The sequence below is a fragment of the Streptomyces globisporus genome (genome assembly GCF_003501885.1).
GTDB lineage: Bacteria > Actinomycetota > Actinomycetes > Streptomycetales > Streptomycetaceae > Streptomyces > Streptomyces globisporus_D.
Genome location: NZ_QWFA01000013.1, coordinates 18,070 through 43,706, shown reverse-complemented (window position 1 = coordinate 43,706; position 25,637 = coordinate 18,070). Strand labels below are relative to the sequence as shown.

Genomic DNA, 25,637 nt, shown 5'->3' with positions numbered 1-25,637 from the left:
CGGGGAGGCGGATCCGGCCACCCGCGTACCGGTCCGGCCTCCGGCGCGGCACACTGAGTACATGCGTATCCGCTCCGCCAGACGCTCGGATCTCCCGCTGCTGCAGGACATCGAGCGCGCCGCAGGGGAACCGTTCCGCGCCCTGGGCATGGCCTTCGTGGCCGACGACGATCCGCCCCCGCTCGACCTGCTGGAGAGCTACCGGCAGGCAGGCCGTTGCTGGGTGGCCACCGACCCCCTCTCCGCCACCGGCGACCGGCCGCTCGGCTATGTGCTCGCCGATCCCGTCGACGACGCCCTGCACATCGAGCAGGTCTCGGTCGACCCGGCCGCCGCCCGCCGGGGTATCGGGCGGGACCTCATCGCCCATCTCGCCGCCCTGGCCGTGCGGCGGGGCATGACGGCGCTCACCCTGACGACCTTCACCGACGTGCCGTGGAACGCCCCGTACTACGCCCGCATCGGCTTCCGGGTCCTGACCGAGCACGAACTCACCGACGGGCTCCGAGCGATCCGCGCCGAGGAGGCCCAGCACGGCCTCGACCGCTGGCCCCGGGTCTGCATGCGACGCGAACTGTCGGCCGTCCCCCGGCCGTCGCCGGCCCCGAAGCCCACGAAGACCCCACCGGTTCCGGACACTTCGGGGGCCTCGGACGATTCGGGAGCCCTCGCTGTCAGTGGTGGCGGATAAGCTGTGCGCATGGCTTTACTCCCCGACAGCTCCCACCCCGCCGACCGCCCCGCGCCCGCCGCCGAGCAGGCCAACGAGGCCATCCGTGCGCTCGTCGACGCCACCGGAACGGACTGGTCCGCGGTGGAGGCGGCGACGTACGAGGTGCTGCTCATCGAGTGGGCGGCGGCGACCCGGGGCGACCCCGACATCATCGAAGCCGCCTGACCCGCCCGCTCAGCTTGTTCTTCCACGTCCGCCCCAGGGGAAGGACCGTACTGTTCTTCCGAAGGTCAGAGTTGGTCCGGCTGCGGGTGCTGAGGACCAGTCGACAGCCATCCGGGCCTTCGATGCCGGCACCCCAGGTGTCCCAGTACGGAATCCGGAAGCCAGACCAGTAGGGCCGGGAACGGGCGCCGGGGCACAGTCCCGCACAGGTGATCCCCGTCCGGGGATCCGGAGGTGCCGAGGCCGTTTCCGGTGCACACTGGGCACCAAGAGGCGTCGAGTTCTGTTTGGAGGCGGAAGAGTGAACGCCGGCAGTGGTAGACGGCGCCTGCCCGGCCGGGGCTCCGCCGGGCAACGCTCGGTCGGCGCGAACGTACGGTTCCGCCGGAGCAGAGGCGTCCTGCCGCCGGACCGGTTCACCACGCGCAGCCGTCTCGCCTGGCTGAATTCCGCCAGCTCCCGCATCGGCACGACCCTGGACCTGGAGCGCACCGCACGAGAACTCGCCGAGTTCACCGTGCCCGGTTTCGCGGACGGGGCGGCCGTGGACATCCTCGAGAGCGTCCTGCGGGGCGACGAGGGCTCTGACAAGACCGGACCCGGCGTCCCGCAGATGCGGGCCACGGCGCTGTGCGCCATCGAGGAGCTCTCCAGCCTGGAGCCGACCCCGGTGGGGGAGATCTTCGTGCACGCCGAGCAGCCGCACGAGACGCTGCTCCACCGTTACGTCCTCCGGCAGGGCAAGCCGGTGCTCCTGAGCAGGGTGCGCGACGACGACTTCATCCACGTCGCGCCCACTGCGAGCGCCGCCGCGCAGTTGCGTGCCGCCGGCGTGCACAGCTACCTGGCCGTGCCCCTGATCGCCCGTGGGCTGCTGCTGGGCAGCGCCGATTTCGTGCGCGGCCGCGGAACCCCGCCGTTCTCCACCACCGACCTGGCGCTGGCGGAGCAGCTCGCCTCCAAGGCGGCAATCTTCATCGACAACGCGCGTCTGTACGGGCGGGAGCGCGAGCACGTCGTCTCGTTGCAGCGCTCCCTGCTGCCGCGCGTCACCCCGGCGACGCCGGGCCTACGGGTGCACTCCGAGTACGCGCCCGCGGCGGCGCATCACGGCGTGGGCGGGGACTGGTACGACGTGATGGCCCTGCCCGGCGGACGGACAGCCCTGATGGTGGGCGACGTGATGGGGCACGGGCTGCCCGCCGCCGCCACCATGGGGCGCCTGCGGACGGTGGCCCGCACGCTGATGACCCTGGACATGGCCCCCGAACGGATCCTCGCGCGGCTCGACCTGGCCACCCGCGACCTGGAGGACGAGCAGGTCTCGACCTGCCTGTGCGCGGTCTACGACCCCGCCGACTCCTCCTACACTCTGGCGAGCGCCGGGCACCTGCCGCCGCTGCTCCTCGACGGGCAGGGAGCCGCCGCCCTCGTCCCGGTGCCGACCGGCGCGCCGTTGGGGGCGGGCGTGATTCCGTACGACCCCCTGCGGCTGCGCGTCCCGGACGGCGCCCACCTGGTCATGTACACGGACGGCCTGATCAAGTCCCGGGACGAGGACGTGGAGGCCCAGCTGGACCGGCTGCGTGCGGCGGCGCTGAGCCTGCCTCCGGGGTCGCTGGAGAAGGGCGGTCTGGTGGAGCGCGCCCCGGCCGCCGCCGCCCGGTTCGACGAGGCGGTGCTCCTCGTCACCACGAGCGCCGCACTCCCGGCCGGGGACCTGCGGGTGTGGGAGCTGCCGCAGGACGGCCGGGCCGCCTCGGCCGCCCGTGGTCTCGTCACCGGCCAGCTCGCCGCATGGGGGCTCGAGGAACTCGCCGACGTCTCCGAGCTCGTCGTCTCCGAACTGGTCGGCAACGCACTGCGCTACGGGAACGGCCCCGGCGAGCTGCGGCTGCTGCGCGGTGAACGCTTCGTCGTGGAGGTGTCGGACACCGGCCCCGACCTGCCCCAGATCCAGCACGCGGGCCTCAGCGACGAGGGCGGGCGAGGCCTTCAGCTCATCAACATGCTGTGCCGCCGATGGGGTTCGTCCCGCACAGTCACCGGCAAGGTGGTCTGGGCGGAACAGAACATGCCGTCCTCGGTCTCGGACCGCAGCTCACAGCCGTGGACCCAAGTGCATTGACCCGCAGGGTTGCTGACCCGGGTGATGGGTGGGTGGTCGCCGAGTGCGGTGTGGCTTCGGTGGTGGTTGCAGCTGTGGAGGAAGTCTGCCCGTGTGCTACGGCCCACCCCTTGCCGGCCATGGAGCCGGCATGGCGCACCTGGATCGACATCAGGTTTTCAGTCCGCGTACGTCTCGCGCAGTTCGATCTTGCGGACCTTCCCGCTGACCGTCATCGGGAAGGTCTCCAGAATCCGCAGCCTGCGCGGGATCTTGTAGTGCGCGAGCCGCTCCCGGCAGTGCTCGGTGAGCTCCTCCAGGGTGGGCGGGTCGGCCGGGTCCCGGGGGATGACGCAGGCCAGGATCTCCTCGCCGTAGCGCTCGTCCGGGATTCCGACCACCTGCACGTCGGCGATCTTCGGGTGGCCGTGCAGGAACTCCTCGATCTCCCTCGGGTACACGTTCTCGCCGCCCCGGATGATCATGTCCTTGATCCGGCCGACGACCTGGACGTAACCGTCCTCGCCCATCACCGCCAGGTCGCCCGTGTGCATCCACCGCCCGGCGTCGATCACCTCGGCGGTGCGGTCGGGCCGGTCCCAGTAGCCGAGCATCACGCTGTAGCCCCGGGTGCGCAGTTCGCCCGAGCTGCCGCGCGGCAGCGTGACACCGGTGACCGGGTCGACGACCTTGACCTCGATGTGCGGCAGCACGCGGCCCACCGTGCCGGTGCGGCGCTCCAGGTCGTCGTCGCGGCGGGTCTGGGTGGAGACGGGGGACGTCTCCGTCATCCCGTAGCAGATGGACACCTCGGCCATGTGCATCTCGGCGACCACCCGCTTCATCACCTCGGCCGGACAGGGGGAACCGGCCATGATCCCGGTGCGCAGCGAGGAGAGGTCGTACGCGGCGAAGTCCGGCAGGTTCAGTTCGGCGATGAACATGGTGGGCACCCCGTACAGCGAGGTGCAGCGCTCCTGCTGGACGGCGGCCAGCACGGTGGCGGGTTCGAAGGACGGGCCGGGGATGACGATGCAGGCGCCGTGCGAGGTGCAGGCGAGGTTGCCCATCACCATGCCGAAGCAGTGGTAGAAGGGCACCGGAAGGCAGACCCGGTCCGCCTCGGTGCAGGCGATCGTCTCCCCCACGAAATAGCCGTTGTTGAGGATGTTGTGGTGGGAGAGCGTCGCCCCCTTGGGGAAGCCGGTGGTGCCGGAGGTGTACTGGATGTTGATCGGGTCGTCGCAGGAGAGCTCCGCCTCGCGGGCGGCCAGTTGGTCGCGCGTGACGGCGGGGGCGGCGGCGGTCAGCTCCGCCCAGGACGGATCGCCGATGTAGTGGACGGCCCGCAGGTCGGGGCAGTTGCCGCGGACCTCGTCGACGAGGGCGCGGTAGTCGCTGGTGCGGTGCGCGAGCGAGGCGATCAGCAGGGAGATGCCCGCCTGCTTCAGGACGAACTCCACCTCGTGGGCGCGGTAGGCCGGGTTGACGGTGACCATGACGGCCCCGATCCGGGCGGTGGCGTACTGGACGAACACCCACTCGGGGCAGTTGACCGCCCAGATGCCGACCCGGTCGCCCTTCGCGACCCCCGACGCCATCAGGGCCCGGGCCAGTTCGTCGACGTCCGCGACGAATTCCGTGTACGTCCAGCGCCGGCCGGAGGACACGTCGACGAGGGCCTCGCGGTCGCCGTGCGCGGCGGCCGTCCGGTCGAGGTTGCGGCCGATGGTGTCGCCGAGCAGCGCGGTGTCGCCGGTGCCGTGCGCGTACGAGAGCAGGGTCACTTCAGGTCTCCCTCGTCGTACTCGGCGCCGGTGCCGAGAGCGGTGCGTTCGCGGAGCTCGATGCGGCGGATCTTGCCCGAGACGGTCTTGGGCAGCTCCGCGAACTCCAGCCTGCGGATGCGTTTGTACGGGGCGAGGACCGCCCGGGAGTGCTCGAAGAGGACCTTCGCGGTGTCCGGTCCCGGCTCCCAGCCGTCCGCGAGCACGACGTACGCCTTCGGGACGGCGAGGCGGAGCGGGTCGGGGGCAGGCACGACGGCGGCCTCGGCGACCGCCTCGTGCTCCAGCAGGGCACTCTCCAGCTCGAACGGCGAGATCTTGTAGTCGGATGCCTTGAACACGTCGTCGGCGCGGCCGACGTAGGTGATGTAGCCGTCCTCGTCGCGGGCACCGATGTCCCCCGTGCGGTAGTAGCCGCCGGCCATCGCCTCGGCCGTACGGTCGGGGTCGCCGTGGTAGCCGGTCATCAGACCGACGGGGCGGTCGGACAGGTCGAGGGCGATCTCGCCCTCCGCCGCACCGGGCTGCCCGGTCACCGGGTCGAGGAGTTCGACGGTGAAGCCGGGACTCGGGCGGCCCATGGAGCCGGTCTTGAGGGGCTGGCCCGGGGAGTTGGCGACCTGGACGGCGGTCTCGGTCTGCCCGAAGCCGTCCCGGATGGTGACGCCCCACTCCCGCCGGACCGTCTCGATGACCTCGGGGTTCAGCGGCTCTCCGGCCGCGACGACCTCGCGCGGCGGGGTGTCCAGCCGACTCAGGTCCGCCTGGATGAGCATCCGCCAGACCGTGGGCGGGGCACAGAAGCTGGTGATGCCCGAGCGGTCCATCTCGGCCATCAGCCGGCCCGCGTCGAAGCGGGTGTAGTTGAAGATGAAGACGGTGGCCTCGGCGGTCCACGGGGCGAAGAGGTTGGACCAGGCGTGCTTGGCCCAGCCGGGCGAGGAGATGTTCAGATGGACGTCCCCGGGCTTGAGGCCGATCCAGTACATCGTCGCCAAGTGACCCACGGGATAGGACACATGGGTGTGCTCGACCAGCTTGGGACTGGCGGTGGTGCCCGAGGTGAAGTAGAGCATCAGCGGTTCGTCCGCGTCCGTCTCGCGCCCGGGCGTGAACGCGGCGGGCGCCTCGGCCGCCTTGGCGTACGGCAGCCAGCCCGCCACCTCCTCGCCGACCGCGATCCGGGTGTAGCGGCCGGGGACCTCGTCGAACTTCGCGGTGTCCGCGTCCCGCACCAGCACATGGCGCACCCGGCCGCGCTCCACCCGGTCGCGCAGGTCGGCGGGGCCCAGCAGCGGGGTGGCGGGGATGACGACGGCGCGCAGCTTCATCGCGGCGAGGGCGGTCTCCCACAGCTCGACCTGGTTGCCGAGCATCACGAGGATGCGGTCGCCCTCCCTTACGCCCTGCGCCTTCAGCCAGTTGGCGGTCCGGTCGGAACGCATCGACATCGCGGCGAAGGACACCTCGGTGCGCCGGCCGTCCTCCTCCACGATGTGCAGGGCGGTCCGGTCGTTGTTCTCGGCGATGACGTCGAACCAGTCCAGCGCCCAGTTGAAGTGGTCCGCCCGCGGCCAGCGGAAGCCGGTGTACGCCCGCTCGTAGTCCTCGCGGTGCTCCAGCAGGAAGTCCCGGGCGGCCCGGAACGTCTCGGTCGCGCTGGTTGCCGACATGTGCCCTCCTCATTACGGACCGGTCGCCTAACATCATGTAAACAGTGACCCAGGTCTCACCACCCCCGGACGGGGGTGTTCCTCTCCCCCGTCCGGGGGGCTGCGCGGACCGGGCGGAGGGGCGTCGGAGTGCCGGAAGCGGTCGATGCGGTGGAGATGCAGGCAGCGCTGTTGAGGCTGCGCCGCACGAGCGGACTTCCCGTGGTGTTCGGCGGGCTGCTGTCGGACGCGCGCCACGCACGGATCGCCGAGCTGAACGGGGCGCAGACCAGCGCGCTGCGGGGGCTCGTCATCTCCGCCGGGAGCGGCCTCGGCGGCAAGGCCATCGCGCTGTCCCGGCCCTGCGCGGTGACCGACTACGCCATCTCCCGCCACATCAGCCATGAGTACGACGCGGCGGTGGCGGCGGAGGGCCTGCGTTCGGTCGTCGCGGTCCCCGTCGTCGTCCGGCGCGCGGTGCGGGGCGTGCTGTACGGGGCGCTGCGTACGCCGGTGACGCTCGGCGACCGGACGTTCGACGCGGTGGTGGCGGCCGCCCGTGATGTGGAGCAGTCGCTCGCGGTACGGGACTCGGCGCGGCAGTTGCTGGCGGCGGGCCGGGAGCGGGTGAGCGAACCGGACGCGGTGCCGGGTGCCTGGGAGGACGTGCGCGAGGCCCACCGCGATCTGCGCGCCCTGGTCCCGAGGGTCGTCGACCCGGCCCTGCGGGACGAGCTGCTGGAGGTCTGCGGGCGGCTCGCCTCGGCGTCGGGGGCCAAGGCGTCCACGGCCCGGGAGGTCCGCCTCGCCCCGCGCGAGGTGGACGTGGTGGCGTGTGTGGCGGCGGGCGCGACGAACGCGGCGGCGGCCGAGCGGCTGGGGCTGCGGCCGGAGACGGTGAAGGGGTATCTGCGGTCCGCGATGCGGAAGCTGGGGGCGCACACCCGGCTGGAGGCGGTGGTGGCAGCGCGCCGGGCGGGGCTGCTGCCCTGACCTCGGGCCGCCGGTCGCGCGGGGTTCAGTCATCGAAGTCCAGGAACGTACCGAACCGGACGTCGTGGTCCGTCGCGTCCGTCATCACCGTCAGCATCCGCGCCGCCTCCTCGGTGATCTCCGTACGCTCCGCGCGGGTCGTTTTCCGCAGCGCCTGCACGGTCAGGATGGCTGTCCCGCCCTCGCGGTCGACGCGCCAGAGGGCGTCGAGGAAGCCGTCGACGAGCATACTTCCGTACGTCTGTTTGCCCTTCCCGTTGCGTCCCTTGTTGGCCTCGGGGATGGCCCGGGTGCGGTCGGCGTGACCGAGCAGGACGTTGTCGAACTCGGGCAGGAAGCGCGGTGGGGCCGGGGTGTCCGGGTCGGGGCGCGGGGCGTCCGGGAGGTCGAACAGCTCGACGCCCCGCTCGTCGCGGAAGGTGAGCAGCCCGGGCCGCAGCCGTTCGAAGACCTCCTTGGTGCGGGTGAGGCCCGCCCATGACTGGAAGTCCATCACCGATGCGGGGCCGAACGCGCCCAGGTAGCGCCGCACGGTGGCGTCGAGCGTCAGCGCGGACGCGGGTTCGGCGGATCGGCCGAGCCAGTACTCGACGGTGGTCAGGGCCACCTGTCCGCTGCGGCCCCACAGCCCGCGCGGGGTGACCTGGACCAGGGGCAGCAGACAGCGGGCCGCGGAGGAGAGCGCGAGGGGGTCGGCGTCCGGCCAGTGGGTGAGGAGCTCCTCGCGCAACTCCCCCAGCGGGCGCGGGCGCTCCTCGACGAACTCCTCGGTCACCGCCGCCAGCCGGTCCAGGTCCACGCCTTCCAGCCCGCGCCGGAAACTCCTCAGCTCCCGGTCGCGCGGCGCCCGCACCAGCGGGACCAGGGTGAGCGCGTCGTCCGCCGTATGGGTGTGGAGGGTGGAGCGCAGGGAGACGGTCCGGACGGCCTCCCGGGACTCCATCAGGGCCGACAGCTCCTCGGGGTCGAAGTCCGCGAGCCGGGCGTACAGCTGGAAGTACGGGGGCTTGGTGTTCTGGGCCTGGAGCCCGACGAGATGGGTGACCGCGTCCTTCGCGGACATCGGTGACCGGCGCAGCAGGAGCTGCCGGTCCAGGGTCGCGCGGTTCAGCGCCCGGGTGGAGAGGACGGCGGGCGGTGCGGCGGTGCGGTGCGTTTTCGCGGCCATGGCCCGCACGCTACCGGGGCTTGCGGTCGGATACGGTCCGCAAGTCGCGGAGTACGTGCGTTACGCCCACCGGACCTCCGCGCCGCGCGCCCGGGGCGGGCCGCCGCCAGGATGGGCCGGGTGATCAGTGTCCTGTTCGCCGTCCTGACCGCCCTCAGCAACGGTTCCGCCTCGGTTCTCCAGCGCCGGGCGGCGATGGAGGTGCCCGACAGCGAGGCGATGCGGCTGTCGCTGATGACCCGTCTGGTGCGGCAGAAGGTGTGGCTGGCGGGGATCGGTCTGGTGATCGTGGCGGCGGTCTGCCAGGCCATCGCCCTGGCCACGGGGCCGATCGCGGTGGTCCAGCCGATCTTCGTGATCGAGCTGCCGCTGACCCTGCTGGTCGCCGGTCTGGTGATGCGGGTGCGGGCGGACGCGGCCGTCTGGTCCGGGGTCGCGGCGGTCACGGCGGGCCTGGCGCTCGGTATGGCGGCGGCCGCCCCGGTCGAGGGCCGCGACACGGTGGAGGGCTTCGCGTGGATTCCGGCGCTACTGGTGACCGGGGTGTTCGAGACGGGGCTGATCGTTGCCGCGCTCCGCGCCAGGGGCAACGCCCGGGCGGCGCTGCTGGGTCTGGCCGCCGCCTGCGGGTACGCACTGACGGCCGCGCTGATGAAGGACGCGATGGCAAGCCTGGACGACGGCGGGGTGGTCGCGCTGCTGGCGTCCTGGCAGCTGTACGCCACGGCGGCGGCCGGGGTGGGTGCGCTCTTCCTGCTCCAGAACGCCCTGCAGGCGGGCAGTCTGGTGGCCGTTCAGCCGATGCTGACGCTGGGGGACGCGCTGATCAGCATCCTGTACGGGGTGACGCTGTTCGAGGAGGAGCTGCGGACCGGGTGGTGGCTGGTGCCCGAGCTTCTCGCGCTGGCCCTGATCGCCACGGGCTGCGTGCGCCTGGCCCGTACGCCACTGGCCAGGGGCACGCTCGCGCCACCACCGCCGCCCGCGCCTGGGTGAACACCCGGGTCAGGCGGCGTCCGGCGGGGTGACCCGCTCGCCCGGCGGTACCGGTCCCGGGGGTGTGCCGTCGCCGAAGGGGCGGCCGCCGAGCTGTTCGCGGTGGTGCGGGGTGGTCCAGCCGGAGAGGTCGGGGCCGGCGGGGACGATGCCGGTCGGGTTGATGCCCGTGTGCACCTGGTAGTAGTGCCGCTTGATGTGGTCGAAGTCGACGGTGTCGCCGAATCCGGGCGTCTGGTAGAGGTCGCGGGCGTACGCCCACAGGACGGGGTCCTCGGTCAGCTTGTTCCGGTTGCACTTGAAGTGGCCGTGGTAGACGGGGTCGAAGCGGACCAGGGTGGTGAAGAGGCGGATGTCGGCCTCGGTGATGGTGTCGCCGACCAGGTAGCGGCGGTCGGCGAGGCGGGCGGAGACCTGGTCCAGGCGGGCGAAGAGCGCGGCGTACGCCTCCTCGTACTCCTCCTGCGAGCTGGCGAAACCGCACCTGTAGACGCCGTTGTTGATGTCCCGGTAGACGCCCTCCATCACCTCGTCGATCTCCGCGCGCAGCGGTGCGGGATAGAGGTCGGGAGCGCCGGGGCGGTGCAGGGCGGTCCATTCGGTGGCGAGGTCGAGGGTGATCTGCTGGTAGTCGTTGGTGACGAGCTGCCCGCTCGGTACGTCCACGATCGCCGGCACGCTGACACCGCCGGGGTAATCGCGCTCCCGGGCGTCGTAGGCCTCGCTCAGATAGCGGATGCCGAGGACGGGGTCCTTGCCGTCCGGGTCGAGGGTGAAGCGCCAGCTGCGGTCGTCCTGGATCGGGTCGGCGACGGCGAGGGAGAGGGCGTCCTCCAGGCCGAGGAGCCGCCGGGAGACCAGGGCGCGGCTCGCCCAGGGGCAGGCCCGGCTGACGGCGAGCCGGTAGCGGCCGGGTTCGACGGGCCATCCGTCACGGCCGTCCGCCGTGATCCGGTCGGGGAAGTGGCTCTTGGACCGCTTGAACGGCTTGTGGCCGTAGGAGTCGTTACCGCCGCTCCCGGCGCTGTCGTCGGTGGTGTCCGTGGTCGTGTCGCTCATGCCGTGCTCCTCGATGCGTCGGTGTCCTGGCGCTCGTTACGTCGTCTGCCCCGTCGGCCCGCCCCGACATCGGCCACCGCCACGATCAGGGCGGCCAGCACGAAGGCGACGGAGACGATGAGGCCGTGGTCGTAGGCGTCGGCCCAGCCGTCCGGGCCGACCTGGGCGAAGAACACCGCGCCGACGGCGGCGATGCCGATCGCGGAGCCGACCCGCTGGCCGGTCTGGAGAGTGCCCCCGGCGCTTCCCGCCTGGTGGACCGGGACCTCCGCCAGGGTGAGGGTCTGGTTCGGGGCGATGACCAGGCCGCTGCCGAGGCCGGCGAGGAGCAGCGGGGCGGCCATGGCCCAGCCCGCTCCGCGGCCGGGGACCAGGTGGACGGCGAGGGCGGTGCCCGCGAGGCCGAGCGCGACCATGGCCAGGCCCGCCACCACGAGCGGGCGGCCGAAGCGGCCGACGAGCCGGCCGCCGATGGAGGCGGCGACGCCGGAGCCGAGGGCGAAGGGGGTGACGGCGAGTCCGGCCAGGAGGGCGGAGTAGCCGAGGCCGGACTGGAGGTAGAGGGTCGTGACGAAGAAGATCGAGGTGAAGCCGGCGAAGTAGAGCAGGATCAGCAGGCAGCCCAGCCAGTAGGAGCGCAGCCGGAACAGCGACAGGTCCAGGACCGGCTGGACGCGTCCGCCCGTGCACCGCGACTCCCAGGCGACGAACGCGGCGAGCAGGGTGGCGGCCAGGAGCAGCAGCAGCCATTTCGTGTTGCCGGGCCACTGCTGGGCCTGGACGAACGGCAGCAGCAGGGCCAGTACCCCGGCGCCGAGGAGCAGCACGCCGAACGGGTCCAGGTCGCGGGGGCGGACCCGGGTCGCGGAGGGAGTGTCGGGCAGCAGCCGGTGGGCCAGCAGGAGGCAGACGACACCGAGCGGGAGGTTGACGTAGAAGACCCAGCGCCAGCCGTGCTCGGGTCCGGCGGCCTGGATGAGGAGTCCGCCGAGCAGCGGCCCGACGGCCGTGGAAATGCCGACGACGGTGCCGAACATGCCGAAGGCCCGGCCGCGCTCGCGCCCGGAGAACATCTGCTGGATCAGGGCGGAGATCTGCGGGGAGATCAGACCGCCCGCGATGCCCTGGACCAGGCGGGCGATCACCAGCCACAGGCTGGACTGGGCGGCGCCGCAGGCGGCGGAGGCCAGGGTGAAGAGGGCGAGTCCGGCCATGAAGACCGCCCGGCGGCCCCGCGCGTCGCCGAGGCGTCCGGCCGGGATGAGGAAGAGGCCGAAGGCGAGGGCGTAGCCGGAGAGCACCCATTGGAGGTCGGACTCGGGGGTGTCCAGGCCCTCCCGGATGGAGGGGAGGGCGACGTTGACGATGGAGACGTCCAGCAGGGTCATGAAGCCCGCGACCAGGCAGACGGCGAGCGCCTGCCAACGCCGGGGGTCGGGGCCGTCCGGGGCTGCGTCGCCCCCGGTCGGCCCGGGCTGCGCCGCGCTCCGTGCCATGGTTCGCACCTTAGGTCGCGTGGGGTGTTTCCTCATCCGGGACGCGGCCGCACCGGTGGCCCGGTTCCGGTTTCCCGGGACGAGTCCGGCCCGGCGTGCTCACGCCCGCCGGGGGTACCCGTTCCCGCATGACTGTGGAGAAAACGAGCGTCCTCGTCCTTGACTGTGCCGAGCCCATGGAGCTGGCCGAGTTCTACGCCGGTCTCTTCGGCGCCGAGACCCGGATCGGCAGCGACCCCGACTTCATCGAGGTCGTCGGCAACGACGGCGTCCGGCTGGCGGTCCGCCGCGACCACGGCTACGCCCCGCCGAGCTGGCCGCGCCCGGAGGATTCGCAGCAGGCGCATCTGCGGATCCTGGTGGCGCGTGAGGACATCGACGAGGCCGAGCGGGAGGCGATATCCCTGGGCGCCCGGCCCGTCGACACCGGCGACAGCAACAGCGGGCCCCGGGACGTGCGGGTGTACGGGGATCCGGCGGGGCACTCGTTCTCGCTGGCGGTCTATCCGCTGCGGGAGGACTGAGCGGCGCAGCGGCACACCGGCACGTCCAGGAAGGACGCTTGGCGGAAGGGCCCCGACGGACCCTTCCGCCAAGCGCATCAAGCTCCAACAGGCCCCACGGGGGAGGACTGTCAGAGACGCCCCCTGCCAGGGCGCCGGCCTTGGTGGTCGCCGTCTCGTGGAAGCAGGGGGATCGGCCCGGCCGCTCCCCCGGTCGCTCTGGCGGGGGGGCGGCTCGTGCTCACATCCCGCCGGCGATCCTCAACACCGTGCCGGTCGCGTACGAGGCGTCGTCCGACAGCAGCCAGGCGACCGTCCCGGCAATCTCCCCGGGCTGGCCGGCACGGCCCATGGGGACGTTCTCCGCGGCTTCGGCGGGGCGCTGGGGGTCGGCGCGGAAATCGGTCCGGATCGTGCCGGGAGCGACACAGTCGACCCGGATGCCGTTGGCCGCCACCTCCTTGGACAGCCCGATCGTCATGGCGTCCACGGCGGCCTTCGCCGCCGCCCAGTGCACGTAGGTGCCCGGGCTGCCGAGGGTCGCTGCGGCGGAGGAGATGTTCACGATCCCCCCTCCCGTCGACATGTTGCAGATGGCCCGGCGGGCGCACAACAAGTATCCCAGGAGGTTGACCTCCAGGGCCTGCCGCATACCTTCCGGGTCGGCGTCGGTCAGAGGCCCGACGGGCCCGCTCGCCCCGGCGTTGTTCACCAGCCCGGTGACCGGCCCCAGGCGCGCAGCCGCAGTATCGAACGGTCCACGTCCGCCGCCGCGGAGGTATCGACCGCGACCACAACAGCCGCCCGGCCCAGCGCGCGCACCCCTTCGGCTACGCCCTCGGCCGCCTCGGCGTCCTACCGGTAGGCGACGGCGACGTCGTGTCCTTCGGCTGCCAGTCGAAGGCAGATCGCCGCGCCGATGCCCCGGGCCCCGGAACCCCGGGGGCGATCACCAGCCGGCGGCGAGGTGAAGATGCGGGCCGCTCTGCCCAGCGTGAGGATCAGGAGTACGACGAAGGTGTCCGGACCGCCTCGACCAGGCGTTCCCCGGCCCTTACTCGCCGAGCGAGCAGCCGCGCAGGGATTCTGGAGGTGGAAGTGATGCCGCGACCGTTGTGGGCCGGTGCCATCAGCTTCGGGCTGGTCACGATCCCCGTGAAGATCGTGTCCGCGACCGAGGACCACGACGTCCACTTCCACCGGGTGCACCTTGCGGACATGGGCCGGGTGCGGACGCGTAAGATCTGCGAGCTCGACGGCGAGGCCGTCTCCCCGGACGAGATCGGCAAGGGCTACGAGATCGCGAAGGACCACACGGTCCCCGTGACGGACGAAGAGCTGGAGCACATACCGCTGCCTACGGCGAAGGCGATCGAGATCGCCGCGTTCGTCGACGCCGACACGATCGACCCGGTCCGCATCAGCGACTCCTACTACCTCGCCGCCGACGGACAGGTCGCCGCCAAGCCCTACACCCTGCTGCGCAGAGCTCTGGAGCGGTCCTCGAAGGTGGCGGTGGCGAAGTTCGCGTGGCACGGGCGTGAGCGCCTGGGGCTGCTGCGGATCCGGGAGGGTGCGATCGTGCTGCACTCCATGAAGTGGCCCGACGAGGTCCGCAGCCCCGACGAGCTGGCCCCGCGCGAGGTCGAGGTCGGCGATGAGGAGATCGAGCAGGCCCTGCAGCTGGCCGAGCGGATGACGATCGAGGACCTGTCCGGCTTCCACGACGAGTACCGCGAGGCCCTGGAGGACATTATCGCCGCGAAGGCGGAGGGCAAGCCCCTCCCTGCCCCGGCCGAGGACGAGGGGAAGGAGAAGGGCGAGGTCGTGGACCTGATGGCCGCCCTGAACGCCTCCGTCGAGGCCGCGAAGGAATCCCGCGGTGAGGATGGCGCGGACGCCACCGTGCACGAGATGCGGCCGTCGAAGAAGACCGCCAGGAAGACACCTGCGAAGAAGGCGGCCGCCTCGAAGAGATCCACGGCGTCGAAGAAGACGACGAAGAAGACGGCCGCGAAGAAGCGCAGTGCCTCCTGACCCTCCTCCTGCTGCTCCGGGTGCCGTGCTGCCGAGCATCGAGCCGATGCTCGCAACACCCGGCCCTCTGCCGTCCGCGGCTGTGGAGGACCGGTGGGCGTTCGAGGTGAAGCAGGACGGACAGCGGGCCATGGTCTACCTGCCGGGCGACGGCACCATCCTCCTGCGCGCTCGTTCGGGCTGGGACATCACCGCCGCCTATCCCGAGCTGCTCCCCCTCGTCAGCGCCCTCGGCGCGCGGAGCGCCGTGCTGGACGGGGAGATCGTTGCGCTCGACGATCAGGGCCACAGCGACTTCGAGCGCCTCCAGCAGAGGATGGGCCTCGCCGGCGCCCCGGCCCGGGCCGTGCGTATGGCGAGCCGGGTTCCCGCGCACCTGATGATCTTCGACGTCGTGCACCTCGACGGCCGGCTCCTCACCGGACTGCCGTACGCGAAGCGGAGGAAAGTACTGGAAGGTCTTGGGCTGGCCGGGGCCGCCTGGTCGACGCCCGCGGCGGTCAGCGGGCACGGCGCCGAGGCGTGGGAGATGGCCCGGGAGGCCGGGCTGGAGGGGCTGATCGCGAAGCGGCTCACCTCCCGGTACGAGCCCGGGGCACGCTCCAAGGCCTGGGTGAAGATCAAAGTCCACCGGCTCGCCGATGTCGTGATCGGCGGGTGGGTCCCCGGACACGGACGGCTGACCGGCCTGCCCGGGGCCGTCCTGGTCGGCGAGCGGCACGACGGACTGCTGCACTACGCGGGCAGCGTCGGCACCGGCTGGAGCCGTACCGAACGCACCCGCCTCGCCGAACTCCTCCAAGCCGCGGCCACCGACACCTGCCCCTTCGCGCAGGCTCCCCCAGTGGCCGGGGCCCGGTGGGTGCTCCCCCGCCTCGCCGGTGAGGTCCGCTACACCTCCCGCACCCGCGCCGGACGCCTGCGCCACCCCTCCTGGCACCGGCTACGCCCCGACCTCACTGCCGGTCTGGCCTGAGATTGCGCCGGGCGGGCGTTCCGGGCGGGGCGGAAGCAGCAGGACGCTCCGTGCCGGCTCCTGGACGACCGCCTGGCCACCCGGCAGACGCCCTGCTGGTACGGCGCGACTCGTCGGGCTCAGCTGAACATGTCGAGGTAGTGCTGTGTGTGGACCGGGTGGTAGTCCCCAAAGTCGACGGATGCCGGGTCGCCGCCGGTCTCGGCGGCGACGAGCCGGTCGAGGTAGTAGTCCCAGCCGGGGCCCACTCCGCCCGCCATCGCCGGGTCGTCCCCGACGGACTGGGTGAAGGTGAGGGTCGTGGCGCCCTCGTGCTCGACGAGCGTGAGCGTCATGTGCCAGACGAGTTCCTCACCGGGCACTTGCGACGTGAGTACCAGACGGCGGGGGGCCTGGCACTCCTGGATGGTGAAGACCTCGGCCTGGTGCTCGTCGCCCTCGTAGAGCATCCGGAAGTCGACCGAGCCGGTCGACGGGTCTCCGGTCCATTCGCCGATCCATCGGGCCAGACGGTCCGACTCGGTGACCGCCGCCCAGACGTCCTCGATGCCGGCCCGGAAGATGCGGTCGAAGGCGATGCTGTCCAGGCCGTCGATGGTCACGCGACGCCCGGTGGGGGTGCTGGTCATGCGGATTCCTCCTGAGGTCTTCCGGTACCGGGAACGGCGTCGGTGCCGGCCCGGCGGTCGTGGACGGTTCTGCGGACCTCCAGGTCGAGGGCGTCGAAGGCGCTCTCGGGGATCGGGGGCCGCCGCCCGGCGAGCTCGTCGAGCAGGGCGCGGACCGGGGCGAGGCCCGGGCGGGCGAGCGCGTAGTGACGCTCGCGACCGCGGTCCTCGGCCGTGACCAGCCCCGCCTCGGTGAGCACGCGCAGATGCTTGCTCACCGCGGGCCTGCTGATCGGATGCCGCGCCGCGAGGTCGATAACCCGGGCCGGGCCGGAGGCGAGTGCGCGCAGCAGATCACGACGTACGGGATCGGCCAGCGCGACGAACGGGTCCATCTCATATTGGTAACCCACAGGTTACCAATAAGCAAGTCCTCCCCCCACCTCAGGATTCCCGAAACCCTGAGCGGACCCCGAGGGCCGCCCATGTCGAACCTGGAGGCGGGAGTCCGGGAAGCAGCCGACACGGCCCTGTACTCCCGAGGCTGCCGCCAGCACGCGCGCCGACGAGCTGGGAGGTCACCGCCTCGAACTGCTTCTCGTCCACGACCGTGCTCGTGGCCTGCCCGCCCTCGTCCTCCCGGACGATCTCCACGAGGCCTTCGTCGGGCAGAGCAGGCCGACCAGGCCGTAGCCCTCGGTGATCCGGTAGACGAACGGCAGTCCGGTAGGCGAACGGCAGCACGCTGCTCCCTGGGTGGCCTGAAGGGGGGCCAGCGTAGGTTCCGCTGCCGAGTCTGCGGTCAGGATTCTCGGAGAACATCCCAGGTCACCCCGGCTGGACACCCCCTGCTCGCCACATGGAACACACACACGCGACAGGTCCAGCGCTCACCGGACAGGTCTGATGCTCAGCCACAGCATCCTGCTGGCTGAAATTTGTGCGACTCGAACTCGCATGTTCGAATTAATGTTCGATACAGTCGAGTGTAGTGAGGTCGTTTCATCATGTTTGAGGGGGTTATAGGCGGAGGTTGCCATGCAGGGAAGCGTTCCTCACTTGCATGTCAGTAGTGGGTTTTCGGCCCGCTACGGTGCCTCGCACCCCCATGACCTCGTCGCACGGGCGTCCGAGCGCGGGATCGGGGTGCTGGCGCTGACCGACCGCGACATGGTCACCGGCACGGTGCGCTTCGCGAAGGCCGCCGCGGCCGCGGGCGTGAAGCCGGTGTTCGGCGTCGACCTCGGCATAGCCCCCCACATGCCGTCGGCCGAGGCCCGCCGCCGCACCCCGGTGCGCGGCGGTGCGCACGTAGCCGAGGCGCCGTTCCGGGCGACGTTCCTGGCCCGGAACGCGTCCGGGTGGGCGCGGCTGTGCCGGATGGTGTCCGCCGCGCACGCCGAGGCCTTCGCCGGGGGTACGCCGCCGGCAGCTTCGTGGGAGATGCTCGGCCGGTACGCGGGTGAGGGGCTCATGGTGCTGCTCGGCCCGGCGTCGGAGCCGCTGCGGGCGCTCGCCGGTGGCCGCCCGGACATCGCCGAGCGGCTCCTCGCACCGTGGCGGGAGGCCGTCGGTGGCGGGCTGCGGCTGGAGATCGTGTGCTGGGGGCTGTCCGGCACCGGCGCCGGATCGGTCCGTCTGGCCGCGCACACCCTGGCGCTCGCCGATCGCCTCGGCATCCCGGCCGTGCTGACCAACGCCGTACGGTACGCCGACGCGGTCCAGCACCGGGTCGCGGACGTGCTGGACGCGGCCCGGCTCCTGCGGCCCGTCGACCGGCGGCGGCTGGACTGCGGGGAACGCTGGCTGAAGGACGGGTCCGCGATGACCGAGATCGCGGAACGGGTAGCGGCCGCCGCCGGGAGCGGCCGGGCGCGGGCCGTGCGGCTGATCGCCGACACCGCGGCCGTCGCGGAGGCGTGCGAGGTCGACCCGGTGAGGGACCTGGGGCTCGGGGTCCCGCACTTCCCCGAGCCGTCCGTGGTCGGCGCAGAGGCGGGCCCGGGCGGGGCGATGCGGCTGCTGCGGCAGCGGTGCGAGAGCGGCATGGCAGCCCGCGGCCTCGACCGGGACCGCCGTTCGATGGACCAGCTCGACTACGAGCTCGGCGTCATCGGCCGCCTGCACTACGAGGCGTATTTCCTCGCCGTCGCCCAGGTCGTCGCCGACGTACGGGACATGGGCATCAGGGTCGCCGCCCGCGGATCCGGCGCCGGCTCCATGGTCAACCACAGCCTCTTCGTGGCCACCGCGAACCCACTGGAGCACAACCTGCTGTTCGAGCGGTTCCTGTCCGAGCGCCGCGCCTCGCTGCCGGACATCGACATCGACGTGGAGTCCGCGCGCCGGCTGGAGGTCTACGACCGGATCATCGACCGCTTCGGGCGGGATCGGGTCGCGGTCACGGGGATGCCCGAGACCTACCGGGCCCGGCACGCCCTGCGGGACACCGGCCTCGCACTCGGGATCGCCCCGGCCACCGTGGACCGGATCGCGAAGTCGTTCCCGCACATCCGGGCGTGCGACATCCGCTCCGCTCTCTCCGAGCTGCCGGAGCTGCGGGAGCTGGCGTCCCAGGCCGGGCGGTACGGGCCGCTGTGGGAACTCTCCGAAGGGCTGGACGCGCTGCCGCGCGGGATCGCGATGCACCCGTGCGGCGTGATCCTCTCCGACACCAGCCTCCTGGACCGGCTGCCGGTCCAGCCCACCCCCGGCGGCGAGTACCCGATGCTCCAGGCCGACAAGGAGGACGTCGAAGACCTGGGCCTGCTCAAGCTCGACGTCCTCGGGGTGCGGATGCAGTCGGCGATGGCGCACGCCGTCACGGAGATCCGCCGGACGACCGGCCGGGCCATCGACCTCGACAACCCCGACCACGTGCCCCTGGACGACCGGTTCGCGTTCGCCCTCATCCAGGCCTCGGACACGGTGGGGATGTTCCAGCTGGAGTCCCCCGGCCAGCAGGACCTGGTCGGCCGGCTCCAGCCCCGCGGCCCGCAGGACGTCATCGCCGACATCAGCCTGTTCCGCCCGGGACCGGTCCAGGGCGGGATGCCCGCCCTCTACATCGCCGCCCGTCACGGCGCCGCCCCCGCCTACCCGCATCCTGACCTGGAACCGGTCCTGCGCGACACCTACGGGGTGACGATCTGGCACGAGCAGATCATCGACATCCTCGCGGTCATGACCGGCTGCGACCGCGCCCTCGGAGAGGTGGCCCGCCGCGCCCTCAGCGACAAGGAGCGGCTGCCGAAGGTCGAGGCTTGGTTCCGGCAGCAGGCGGGCGCCCGCGGGTACGGCCCGACGGTGCTCGACGAGGTCTGGGACGTCGTCGCCTCGTTCGGCGCGTACGGGTTCTGCCGGGCCCACGCCGTCGCGTTCGCCGTGCCCGCGCTCCAGTCCGCGTGGCTCAAGGCCCACCACCCGGCCGCTCTCTACGCCGGGCTGCTGGAGCACGACCCGGGGATGTGGCCGGCCCGGGTCATCGTCGCCGACGCCCGCCGCCACGACGTTCCCGTCCTGCCCGTCGACATCAACACCTCCCAGGCCCAGTACGCGGTGGAGCGGACCGGAGCGGGGTGGGGTGTAAGGATCTCCCTGTCCACGGTGCACGGCATCTCCGACGACGAGGTCGCCCGGATCACCGCAGGCCGGCCCTACACCTCCCTCCAGGACTTCTACGCCCGCGCCCACCCCAAACTGCCCACCGTCGAGCGCCTCATCAGCATCGGCGCCCTCGACCAGGTCAAGGGCGAGGCGTCCCGGCGGGACCTGCTGCTCCAGGTGACCGAGCTCCACCGTCAGGCCCGCACGCGCCCCGGACCCGGGCAATTGCCTCTGGCCACCACCCCGCACGCCGCCGGGGCGTCCGGACTGCGGGAGATGACCGCCCGCGAACGCCTCGACGCCGAACTCGGCGTCCTCAAGATCGACGTCTCCCGGCACCTCATGGAGGACCACCACCGGCTGCTCCGCGAGATCGGCGCCACCGACGCGAAGCACCTACGGGCGATGCACCCCGGGCAGCGTGTCCTGGTCGCCGGCGTCCGCGCGTCCACCCAGACCCCGCCCATCGCCTCGGGCAAGCGCATCATCTTCGTCACCCTCGAAGACGGCTCCGGTCTCGTCGACCTCGCCTTCTTCGAGGACTCCCACGAACGGTGCGCCCACACCGTCTTCCACCACGGCCTGCTCCTCGTACGCGGCACCGTCGAAGCCCGCGGCCCCCGGCGCACCGTCGTCGGAGAAATGGCCTGGGACCTCGACGAACTCGCGACCGCCCGCGCCACCCACGGGCCACAGGCCGTCCTCGACCTCCTCGGCCAAGACCCCTCCCCCACGCCGGCCCAGCCCGCGCCCGCGCGGACCATCCCCGACGGCACCGCGGGAGCCCGCCTGCACCCCTGGAGCGACCTCCGGCCCGCCGGAACCCGCTCGGCCGACCTCACCCGCTTCGGACACCGAAGCCCCGGGAGCCCGGGATGAGCGGCACCAGCCGCCCGCGACCGCGGGCGATCCTGCGGATCCACTTCCACCCCGCCGAACGGACCGACGAACTCTACGGGCAGCTGCTCACGGTCGTCGACGGGATCAGCTGCCGCGTCGAGCCCCTGCCCGCCGACTGGTCCGCGTACGCCGACCTCACCGGCGCCCTGACCTACTGGGGCCGCGACACCGAAGGCCTGGTCGCCGTGGTGCGACTGCGCCTGCTCGCCCTCCACGGCGTCCAGTGCTCGGCCGGCGCCGGCCCGACCCGCTCGATCGCCGCGATGGCCGCCGACGCCACCCCGCCGGGCGCCGCCACCGTGGTCCGCGACGACCCGTACGAGATCGCCGCCTTCCTCCGCACCAGACCGGCCTCCGCCCTGCCCGGCATCGGCCCCAGAACAGCCCGCACCCTCTCCCGCTACGGCATCACCTCGGTCGGCGACATCGCCGACGCCCAACTACCCACCCTTCAGCGCATCCTCGGCGCCACAGCCGCCCGACAGGCCCACCATCGCGCCCTCGGCATCGATGAGCGCCCTGTCGTCCCCGGCGCCGCACCCAGGACCATGAGCGCCGTCCACCGCTTCGACCGCGACGAACTGGATACCGAACGGCACCACCGGGCGGTCCTCGGCCTGGTCCAGGACCTCGGCCGACGGCTGCGTACGAGCGGCGAGATCGCCCCGGCGCTCACGCTCACCGTCACCTACGCCGACCGCACCCAGACCACCCGTACCCGAACCCTCGCCGAACCCACCGCCCACACCCCCGCGTTGGCCGCCTGCGCCCACGACCTCCTCACCGGTCTCGGCCTCCAGCGCGCCCGCGTCCGCACCCTCGCCGTACGAGCCGAACGCCTCCGGCCCGCCGAGGGCGCCATCCGCCAGCTCACCCTCGACCAACGCGACGACAAACTACGCCGCCTCGAAACGGCCCTCGACAAGGCCGCGACCCGCTACGGCCCTGGTGTCGCCGGAACCGCGTCGACCTTCCCCCGGGCCGGGTGAACCGCAGTCCTCAGCATGCGTTCCTCATAGGAAGGAAAGTTTCCCACCACCGTTGACGCCAATTGGAAGGAAGCTTTACTTTCAGTTATGCCGACATGGCGCCTCCCACCCCCTCCGAAGGGAGCACCACCATGCACCAGCGCCCCACTCCCCCCACCGGCCCCACCGTCACGACCGCCCGCCGCGGAATGGCCCGCAAGGCCCTGCTCGCCGCGTCCGCGCTCGGTGTCGTCACCGCGCTGATGGCTCCCGTCCGCGCCGGGGCCGCACCGGCGCCCGCCGCTCCCACCGCCGCCACCCCGCTCGCCGCCAACGGACAGCTCTCGGTCTGCGGCCGCCGGCTCTGCAACGCCTCCGGCCAGGCGGTCGCACTGAACGGCATGAGCACGCACGGCACCCAGTGGTACGCCCAGTGCGTCACCGACGGCTCGCTCGACGCGCTCGCCCAGGACTGGCGCTCCGACGTGCTGCGCGTCTCCACCTACGTACAGGAGGGCGGTTACGAGACGGATCCGGCCGGATTCACCGCCCGTGCGCAGAAGTTCGTCGACGCGGCGCACGCGCGCGGCATGTACGCGGTCATCGACTGGCACATGCTGACCCCGGGCGATCCGAACGCGAATCTGGCGCGGGCCAAGACCTTCTTCACGGCGATGGCGAAGAAGTACAAGAACCACCCGGGTGTGCTCTACGAGATCGCCAACGAGCCCTCAGGGGTGAGCTGGTCGGCCATCAAGTCGTACGCCGAGCAGATCATCCCGGTGATCCGGGCCGAGGACCCCGACGCGGTCGTCCTGGTCGGCACGCGCGCCTGGTCGTCCTTCGGGGTGTCCGAGGGTTCCGACGAGTCGGAGGTCGTGAACAACCCCGTCAACGCCTCGAACATCATGTACACCTTCCACTTCTACGCGGCCTCGCACCGCGAGGAGTACCTCAACACCCTCGACCGGGCCTCCGACCGACTGCCCGTGTTCGTCACGGAGTTCGGGACGCAGAACTACGCGGGCGAGGGGGCGAACGACTTCGCCATGTCGCAGCGCTACCTCGACCTGATGAAGCGCAAGAAGATCTCCTGGACCAACTGGAACTACTCCGACGACCACCGCTCCGGCGCCGCCTTCAAGACCGGCACCTGCAGCGGCAGCAACTGGACGGGGACCGGGGTCCTGAAGGAGGCCGGGGTCTGGATCCGCGACCGTATCCGTCAGTGACCGGCTCCCGCCTCGACCGCCGCCGACAGGGCGGGGCGGAGTCCTTCGCAACACGCCCGGTCGCAGCCCTCTCCAGGACCGCGACCGGGCGTGTTGTTGTCACGATCACCGTGGATACGCGCGGAATTAACCTCCAGCGCCTTGTCATGCCCCGTTCTACGCGCATAGCTTTTGCCCCTACTACTCAGTTCAGTTGGGGGCTCCTCCCGTGCAGATATACAGATCCGGTTCCGTACTGCTGACCGGCGCCGTCGCCGTCGCTCTCGCGGTGACCGCCCTGCCCGCCGCCCAGGCGGCGCCGTCGGCCACCGCCGTCATCTCCGAGGTGTACGGCGGCGGGGGCAACTCCGGCGCGACGCTGACCCGGGACTTCGTCGAGTTGGCCAACGCCGGCTCGGCGCCCTTCGAGGTCGGCGGCCTCAGCGTCCAGTACCTGCCGGGCAGCCCGTCAGCCGGATCGCAGTGGCAGGTCTCCGAGCTGTCCGGGTCGATCGCGCCCGGCGGCCGCTATCTGGTCGCGCAGGCCGCGGGCACCGGCGGTACGGTCGCGCTGCCCACCGCGGACGCCACCGGAACCGTCGCCATGGCGGCGGGCAGCGGCACCGTCGCCCTGGTCTCCGGGACGGCCCCGCTGACCTGCAAGTCGGCGGCGGACTGCGCGGCGGACACCCGGATCGTCGATCTGGTCGGGTACGGCTCCGCGGTCGTCCGGGAAGGCGGCGGCCCGGTCCCCGGCGCCTCGGCCACCACCTCCGTCGCGCGCGCCGCCTCGCTCGCCGACACCGACGACAACGCCGCCGACCTCACCGCGGGCGCGCCCACCCCGGTCAACGCCAAGGGCGAGACGTCCGGCGGCGGGCAGCCGCCGGAGGAGCCCGGCCCGACCGAGCCCGGCGACGTCCGGATCCACGACATCCAGGGCACCACCCGCGTCTCCCCGCTGGAGGGCGCGGCGGTCACCGGTGTCCCGGGCATCGTCACGGGCGTCCGGAGCAGTGGCTCGCGCGGCTTCTGGATCCAGGACACCGCACCGGACAACGACCCGCGCACCGGCGAGGGCCTGTTCGTCTACACCGGCTCCACCGCGCCGACCGTGAAGGCCGGGGACTCCGTCCTGGTCAGCGGAAAGGTCGCGGAGTACTACCCGGGCACCGGCACCCAGTCGCTCACCCAGATCACCGCGCCCCGCGTCACCGTGCTCTCCTCCGGCAACGCGCTGCCCGCCCCGGTCGTCCTCGACGCCCGCTCGGTGCCCGGCCGTTACGTGCCCTCGGCGGACGGCGGGGCGATCGACGCGCTCCCGCTGGACCCGGCCACGCACGCGCTGGACCTGTACGAGGCGCTGGAGGGCTCCCGGATCCAGATCGCCGACACCCGGGTGACCGGGGCGACGACCGCGTACGACGAGATCTGGGTGACGGTCAAGCCGAAGGAGAACCCGACCCGGCGCGGCGGCACGCTCTACGCCTCGTACGAGGACCAGAACACCGGCCGCCTGAAGGTCATGTCGCTGAACCCGGCGCAGCCGGTCCCCGCGGCGAACGTGGGCGACGTGCTGAAGGGCCGCACCACCGGCGTGCTCGACTACGCGAGCTACGGCGGCTACAACGTGCAGGCCACCGAGCTGGGCACGGTCGTCGACAACAAGCTGCGGCGCGAGGTGACCCGCAAGCAGAAGAAGGACGAGCTGGCGGTCGCCACGTACAACGTGGAGAACCTCGACGCGAACGACGACCAGGCCAAGTTCGACACCCTGGCCGAGGGCGTCGCGGTCAACCTGTCCTCCCCCGACATCGTCTCGCTGGAGGAGATCCAGGACGACAACGGTGCGGTGAACGACGGCACGACGGGCTCCGAGGCGACGCTGAAGCGGTTCACGGACGCGGTCGTCGCGAAGGGCGGGCCGCGTTACGCCTGGCGCTACATCGCGCCGGAAAACAACAAGGACGGCGGTCAGCCGGGCGGCAACATCCGCAACGTCTTCCTCTACAACCCCAAGCGGGTCTCCTTCACCGACCGGCCGGGCGGCGACGCCACCACGCCGGTGCGGGCCGTCGACACCTGGCTGGGCGTCAAGCTGTCCGCGTCCCCGGGCCGGATCAACCCGGCGAGCCCGGCGTGGGAGGACAGCCGCAAGCCGCTGGTGGGCGAGTTCGTCTTCCGGGGCAAGCCGGTCTTCGTCATCGGCAACCACTTCGCGTCCAAGGGCGGCGACCAGCCGCTGCACGGCCGCTACCAGGAGCCGACGCGGTCCTCGGAGTCGCAGCGGATCCAGCAGGCGGCCGAGGTCAACACCTTCGTCACCTCACTGCTGAAGGCGGACCGGTCGGCACGGGTCGTCGCGCTCGGGGACTTCAACGACTTCGAGTTCTCCCCGACGATGAAGGCGCTGACCGAGGGGAAGGCGCTCAAGCCGCTGATCAACACGCTGCCCGTCGGCGAGCGGTACAGCTATGTCTTCGACGGCAACTCGCAGACGCTGGACCACATCCTGACGAGCCCCGGCGTCCACCGCCTCGACTACGACGTGGTGCACATCAACGCCGAGTTCGCGGACCAGGCGAGCGACCACGATCCGCAGGTGGTGCGGATCAAGGTCGGCGGCCTCTGGCCCTGGTGGTAGGACGCAGGGCACACGGCCCCGGCCGCGG

At 72.0% G+C, this 25,637-nt stretch carries 19 protein-coding genes and 1 pseudogene; 12 read left to right on the top strand and 8 right to left on the bottom strand.

The genetic code is table 11. From position 1 onward, the window contains the following. The first annotated feature begins 61 nt into the window (after window positions 1–61). The 3 genes from D3105_RS04400 to D3105_RS04385 all read left to right on the top strand — a co-directional run bounded on the left by D3105_RS04400 (window position 62) and on the right by D3105_RS04385 (window position 3,026). Window positions 62–691 carry a GNAT family N-acetyltransferase gene (locus D3105_RS04400; protein ID WP_118900178.1) on the top strand — a complete coding sequence of 210 codons (630 nt, stop codon included), beginning with the start codon at window positions 62–64 and terminating at the stop codon, window positions 689–691. Window positions 692–700: 9 nt separating this feature from the next. Further along, the gene (locus D3105_RS04395) at window positions 701–898 is read left to right on the top strand and encodes a hypothetical protein (RefSeq protein WP_118900176.1); all 198 of its coding nucleotides are present in this window, start codon (window positions 701–703) and stop codon (window positions 896–898) included. Window positions 899–1,199: 301 nt separating this feature from the next. After that, complete coding sequence (locus D3105_RS04385; protein WP_118900174.1) at window positions 1,200–3,026, top strand: ATP-binding SpoIIE family protein phosphatase; 1,827 nt, start codon at window positions 1,200–1,202, stop codon at window positions 3,024–3,026. A gap of 158 nt (window positions 3,027–3,184) precedes the next feature. Here D3105_RS04385 and D3105_RS04375 read toward each other — a convergent pair whose 3' ends face one another. Together D3105_RS04375 and D3105_RS04370 are read right to left on the bottom strand one after the other, a co-directional pair. Continuing rightward, the gene (locus D3105_RS04375; protein WP_118900172.1) at window positions 3,185–4,792 is read right to left on the bottom strand and encodes an AMP-binding protein; all 1,608 of its coding nucleotides are present in this window, start codon (window positions 4,790–4,792) and stop codon (window positions 3,185–3,187) included. Next, entirely contained in the window at window positions 4,789–6,465 is a 1,677-nt protein-coding gene (locus D3105_RS04370; RefSeq protein WP_118900170.1) for an AMP-binding protein, read from the bottom strand. Before D3105_RS04370 ends, D3105_RS04375 begins: the two co-directional genes overlap by 4 nt. A gap of 129 nt (window positions 6,466–6,594) precedes the next feature. Between D3105_RS04370 and D3105_RS04365 the strand changes: the two genes are divergently transcribed. Beyond that, the gene (locus D3105_RS04365; protein WP_118900168.1) at window positions 6,595–7,437 is read left to right on the top strand and encodes a response regulator transcription factor; all 843 of its coding nucleotides are present in this window, start codon (window positions 6,595–6,597) and stop codon (window positions 7,435–7,437) included. Window positions 7,438–7,462: 25 nt separating this feature from the next. Here the strand turns inward: D3105_RS04365 and D3105_RS04360 are convergent, their stop codons facing one another. Next, complete coding sequence (locus D3105_RS04360) at window positions 7,463–8,605, bottom strand: winged helix DNA-binding domain-containing protein (RefSeq protein WP_118900166.1); 1,143 nt, start codon at window positions 8,603–8,605, stop codon at window positions 7,463–7,465. Window positions 8,606–8,725: 120 nt separating this feature from the next. On the opposite strand from D3105_RS04360, the gene D3105_RS04355 reads away from it, so the two are divergent. Further along, complete coding sequence (locus D3105_RS04355) at window positions 8,726–9,601, top strand: DMT family transporter (RefSeq protein ID WP_118900164.1); 876 nt, start codon at window positions 8,726–8,728, stop codon at window positions 9,599–9,601. 9 nt (window positions 9,602–9,610) lie between these two features. Here D3105_RS04355 and D3105_RS04350 read toward each other — a convergent pair whose 3' ends face one another. Then, window positions 9,611–10,660 (bottom strand): glutathione S-transferase family protein, encoded by a 1,050-nt coding sequence (locus D3105_RS04350; protein WP_118900162.1) that lies wholly within the window; start codon window positions 10,658–10,660, stop codon window positions 9,611–9,613. Further along, the gene (locus D3105_RS04345) at window positions 10,657–12,156 is read right to left on the bottom strand and encodes an MFS transporter (protein ID WP_118900160.1); all 1,500 of its coding nucleotides are present in this window, start codon (window positions 12,154–12,156) and stop codon (window positions 10,657–10,659) included. Before D3105_RS04345 ends, D3105_RS04350 begins: the two co-directional genes overlap by 4 nt. Before the next feature lie 128 nt (window positions 12,157–12,284). Here D3105_RS04345 and D3105_RS04340 point away from each other — a divergent pair, with 128 nt between their 5' ends. After that, window positions 12,285–12,680 (top strand): VOC family protein, encoded by a 396-nt coding sequence (locus tag D3105_RS04340; protein WP_118900196.1) that lies wholly within the window; start codon window positions 12,285–12,287, stop codon window positions 12,678–12,680. A 220-nt stretch (window positions 12,681–12,900) separates the two neighbouring features. Here the strand turns inward: D3105_RS04340 and D3105_RS04335 are convergent. Next, window positions 12,901–13,634: pseudogene (locus tag D3105_RS04335) on the bottom strand (SDR family NAD(P)-dependent oxidoreductase). Between the two features lie 126 nt (window positions 13,635–13,760). On the opposite strand from D3105_RS04335, the gene D3105_RS04330 reads away from it, so the two are divergent. Both D3105_RS04330 and ligD read left to right on the top strand, forming a co-directional pair. Then, the gene (locus tag D3105_RS04330; protein WP_118900158.1) at window positions 13,761–14,696 is read left to right on the top strand and encodes a Ku protein; all 936 of its coding nucleotides are present in this window, start codon (window positions 13,761–13,763) and stop codon (window positions 14,694–14,696) included. A 46-nt stretch (window positions 14,697–14,742) separates the two neighbouring features. Further along, window positions 14,743–15,672 (top strand): non-homologous end-joining DNA ligase, encoded by a 930-nt coding sequence (gene ligD / locus D3105_RS04325; protein WP_118900194.1) that lies wholly within the window; start codon window positions 14,743–14,745, stop codon window positions 15,670–15,672. A 119-nt stretch (window positions 15,673–15,791) separates the two neighbouring features. On the opposite strand, the gene D3105_RS04320 is transcribed toward ligD, so the two are convergent. Both D3105_RS04320 and D3105_RS04315 read right to left on the bottom strand, forming a co-directional pair. After that, complete coding sequence (locus D3105_RS04320; protein ID WP_118900156.1) at window positions 15,792–16,301, bottom strand: SRPBCC family protein; 510 nt, start codon at window positions 16,299–16,301, stop codon at window positions 15,792–15,794. Then, window positions 16,298–16,675 (bottom strand): ArsR/SmtB family transcription factor, encoded by a 378-nt coding sequence (locus tag D3105_RS04315; protein WP_118900154.1) that lies wholly within the window; start codon window positions 16,673–16,675, stop codon window positions 16,298–16,300. The genes D3105_RS04320 and D3105_RS04315 overlap by 4 nt, the downstream gene beginning before the upstream one ends. A gap of 643 nt (window positions 16,676–17,318) precedes the next feature. Between D3105_RS04315 and D3105_RS04305 the strand changes: the two genes are divergently transcribed. The 4 genes from D3105_RS04305 to D3105_RS04290 all read left to right on the top strand — a co-directional run bounded on the left by D3105_RS04305 (window position 17,319) and on the right by D3105_RS04290 (window position 25,609). Beyond that, entirely contained in the window at window positions 17,319–20,765 is a 3,447-nt protein-coding gene (locus D3105_RS04305; protein ID WP_118900149.1) for a DNA polymerase III subunit alpha, read from the top strand. Beyond that, a complete protein-coding gene (locus D3105_RS04300) occupies window positions 20,762–21,775 on the top strand; it encodes a DNA polymerase Y family protein (RefSeq protein WP_118900146.1) in 1,014 nt (337 codons plus the stop codon). The genes D3105_RS04305 and D3105_RS04300 overlap by 4 nt, the downstream gene beginning before the upstream one ends. 131 nt (window positions 21,776–21,906) lie before the next feature. After that, a complete protein-coding gene (locus tag D3105_RS04295; protein ID WP_118900144.1) occupies window positions 21,907–22,986 on the top strand; it encodes a glycoside hydrolase family 5 protein in 1,080 nt (359 codons plus the stop codon). Between the two features lie 208 nt (window positions 22,987–23,194). After that, entirely contained in the window at window positions 23,195–25,609 is a 2,415-nt protein-coding gene (locus D3105_RS04290) for an endonuclease/exonuclease/phosphatase family protein (RefSeq protein ID WP_118900141.1), read from the top strand. Window positions 25,610–25,637: the final 28 nt, after the last annotated feature.

Bases quoted from the DNA above. Each gene is read 5' to 3' on its own strand.
- D3105_RS04400 (WP_118900178.1), top strand. From the start codon at position 62: ATGCGTATCCGCTCCGCCAGACGCTCGGATCTCCCGCTGCTGCAGGAC.
- D3105_RS04395 (WP_118900176.1), top strand. From the start codon at position 701: ATGGCTTTACTCCCCGACAGCTCCCACCCCGCCGACCGCCCCGCGCCC.
- D3105_RS04370 (WP_118900170.1), bottom strand. From the start codon at position 6,465: ATGTCGGCAACCAGCGCGACCGAGACGTTCCGGGCCGCCCGGGACTTC.
- D3105_RS04360 (WP_118900166.1), bottom strand. From the start codon at position 8,605: ATGGCCGCGAAAACGCACCGCACCGCCGCACCGCCCGCCGTCCTCTCC.
- D3105_RS04350 (WP_118900162.1), bottom strand. From the start codon at position 10,660: ATGAGCGACACGACCACGGACACCACCGACGACAGCGCCGGGAGCGGC.
- D3105_RS04345 (WP_118900160.1), bottom strand. From the start codon at position 12,156: ATGGCACGGAGCGCGGCGCAGCCCGGGCCGACCGGGGGCGACGCAGCC.
- D3105_RS04340 (WP_118900196.1), top strand. From the start codon at position 12,285: ATGACTGTGGAGAAAACGAGCGTCCTCGTCCTTGACTGTGCCGAGCCC.
- D3105_RS04330 (WP_118900158.1), top strand. From the start codon at position 13,761: ATGCCGCGACCGTTGTGGGCCGGTGCCATCAGCTTCGGGCTGGTCACG.
- ligD (WP_118900194.1), top strand. From the start codon at position 14,743: ATGCTCGCAACACCCGGCCCTCTGCCGTCCGCGGCTGTGGAGGACCGG.
- D3105_RS04320 (WP_118900156.1), bottom strand. From the start codon at position 16,301: ATGACCAGCACCCCCACCGGGCGTCGCGTGACCATCGACGGCCTGGAC.
- D3105_RS04315 (WP_118900154.1), bottom strand. From the start codon at position 16,675: ATGGACCCGTTCGTCGCGCTGGCCGATCCCGTACGTCGTGATCTGCTG.
- D3105_RS04305 (WP_118900149.1), top strand. From the start codon at position 17,319: ATGCAGGGAAGCGTTCCTCACTTGCATGTCAGTAGTGGGTTTTCGGCC.
- D3105_RS04300 (WP_118900146.1), top strand. From the start codon at position 20,762: ATGAGCGGCACCAGCCGCCCGCGACCGCGGGCGATCCTGCGGATCCAC.
- D3105_RS04295 (WP_118900144.1), top strand. From the start codon at position 21,907: ATGCACCAGCGCCCCACTCCCCCCACCGGCCCCACCGTCACGACCGCC.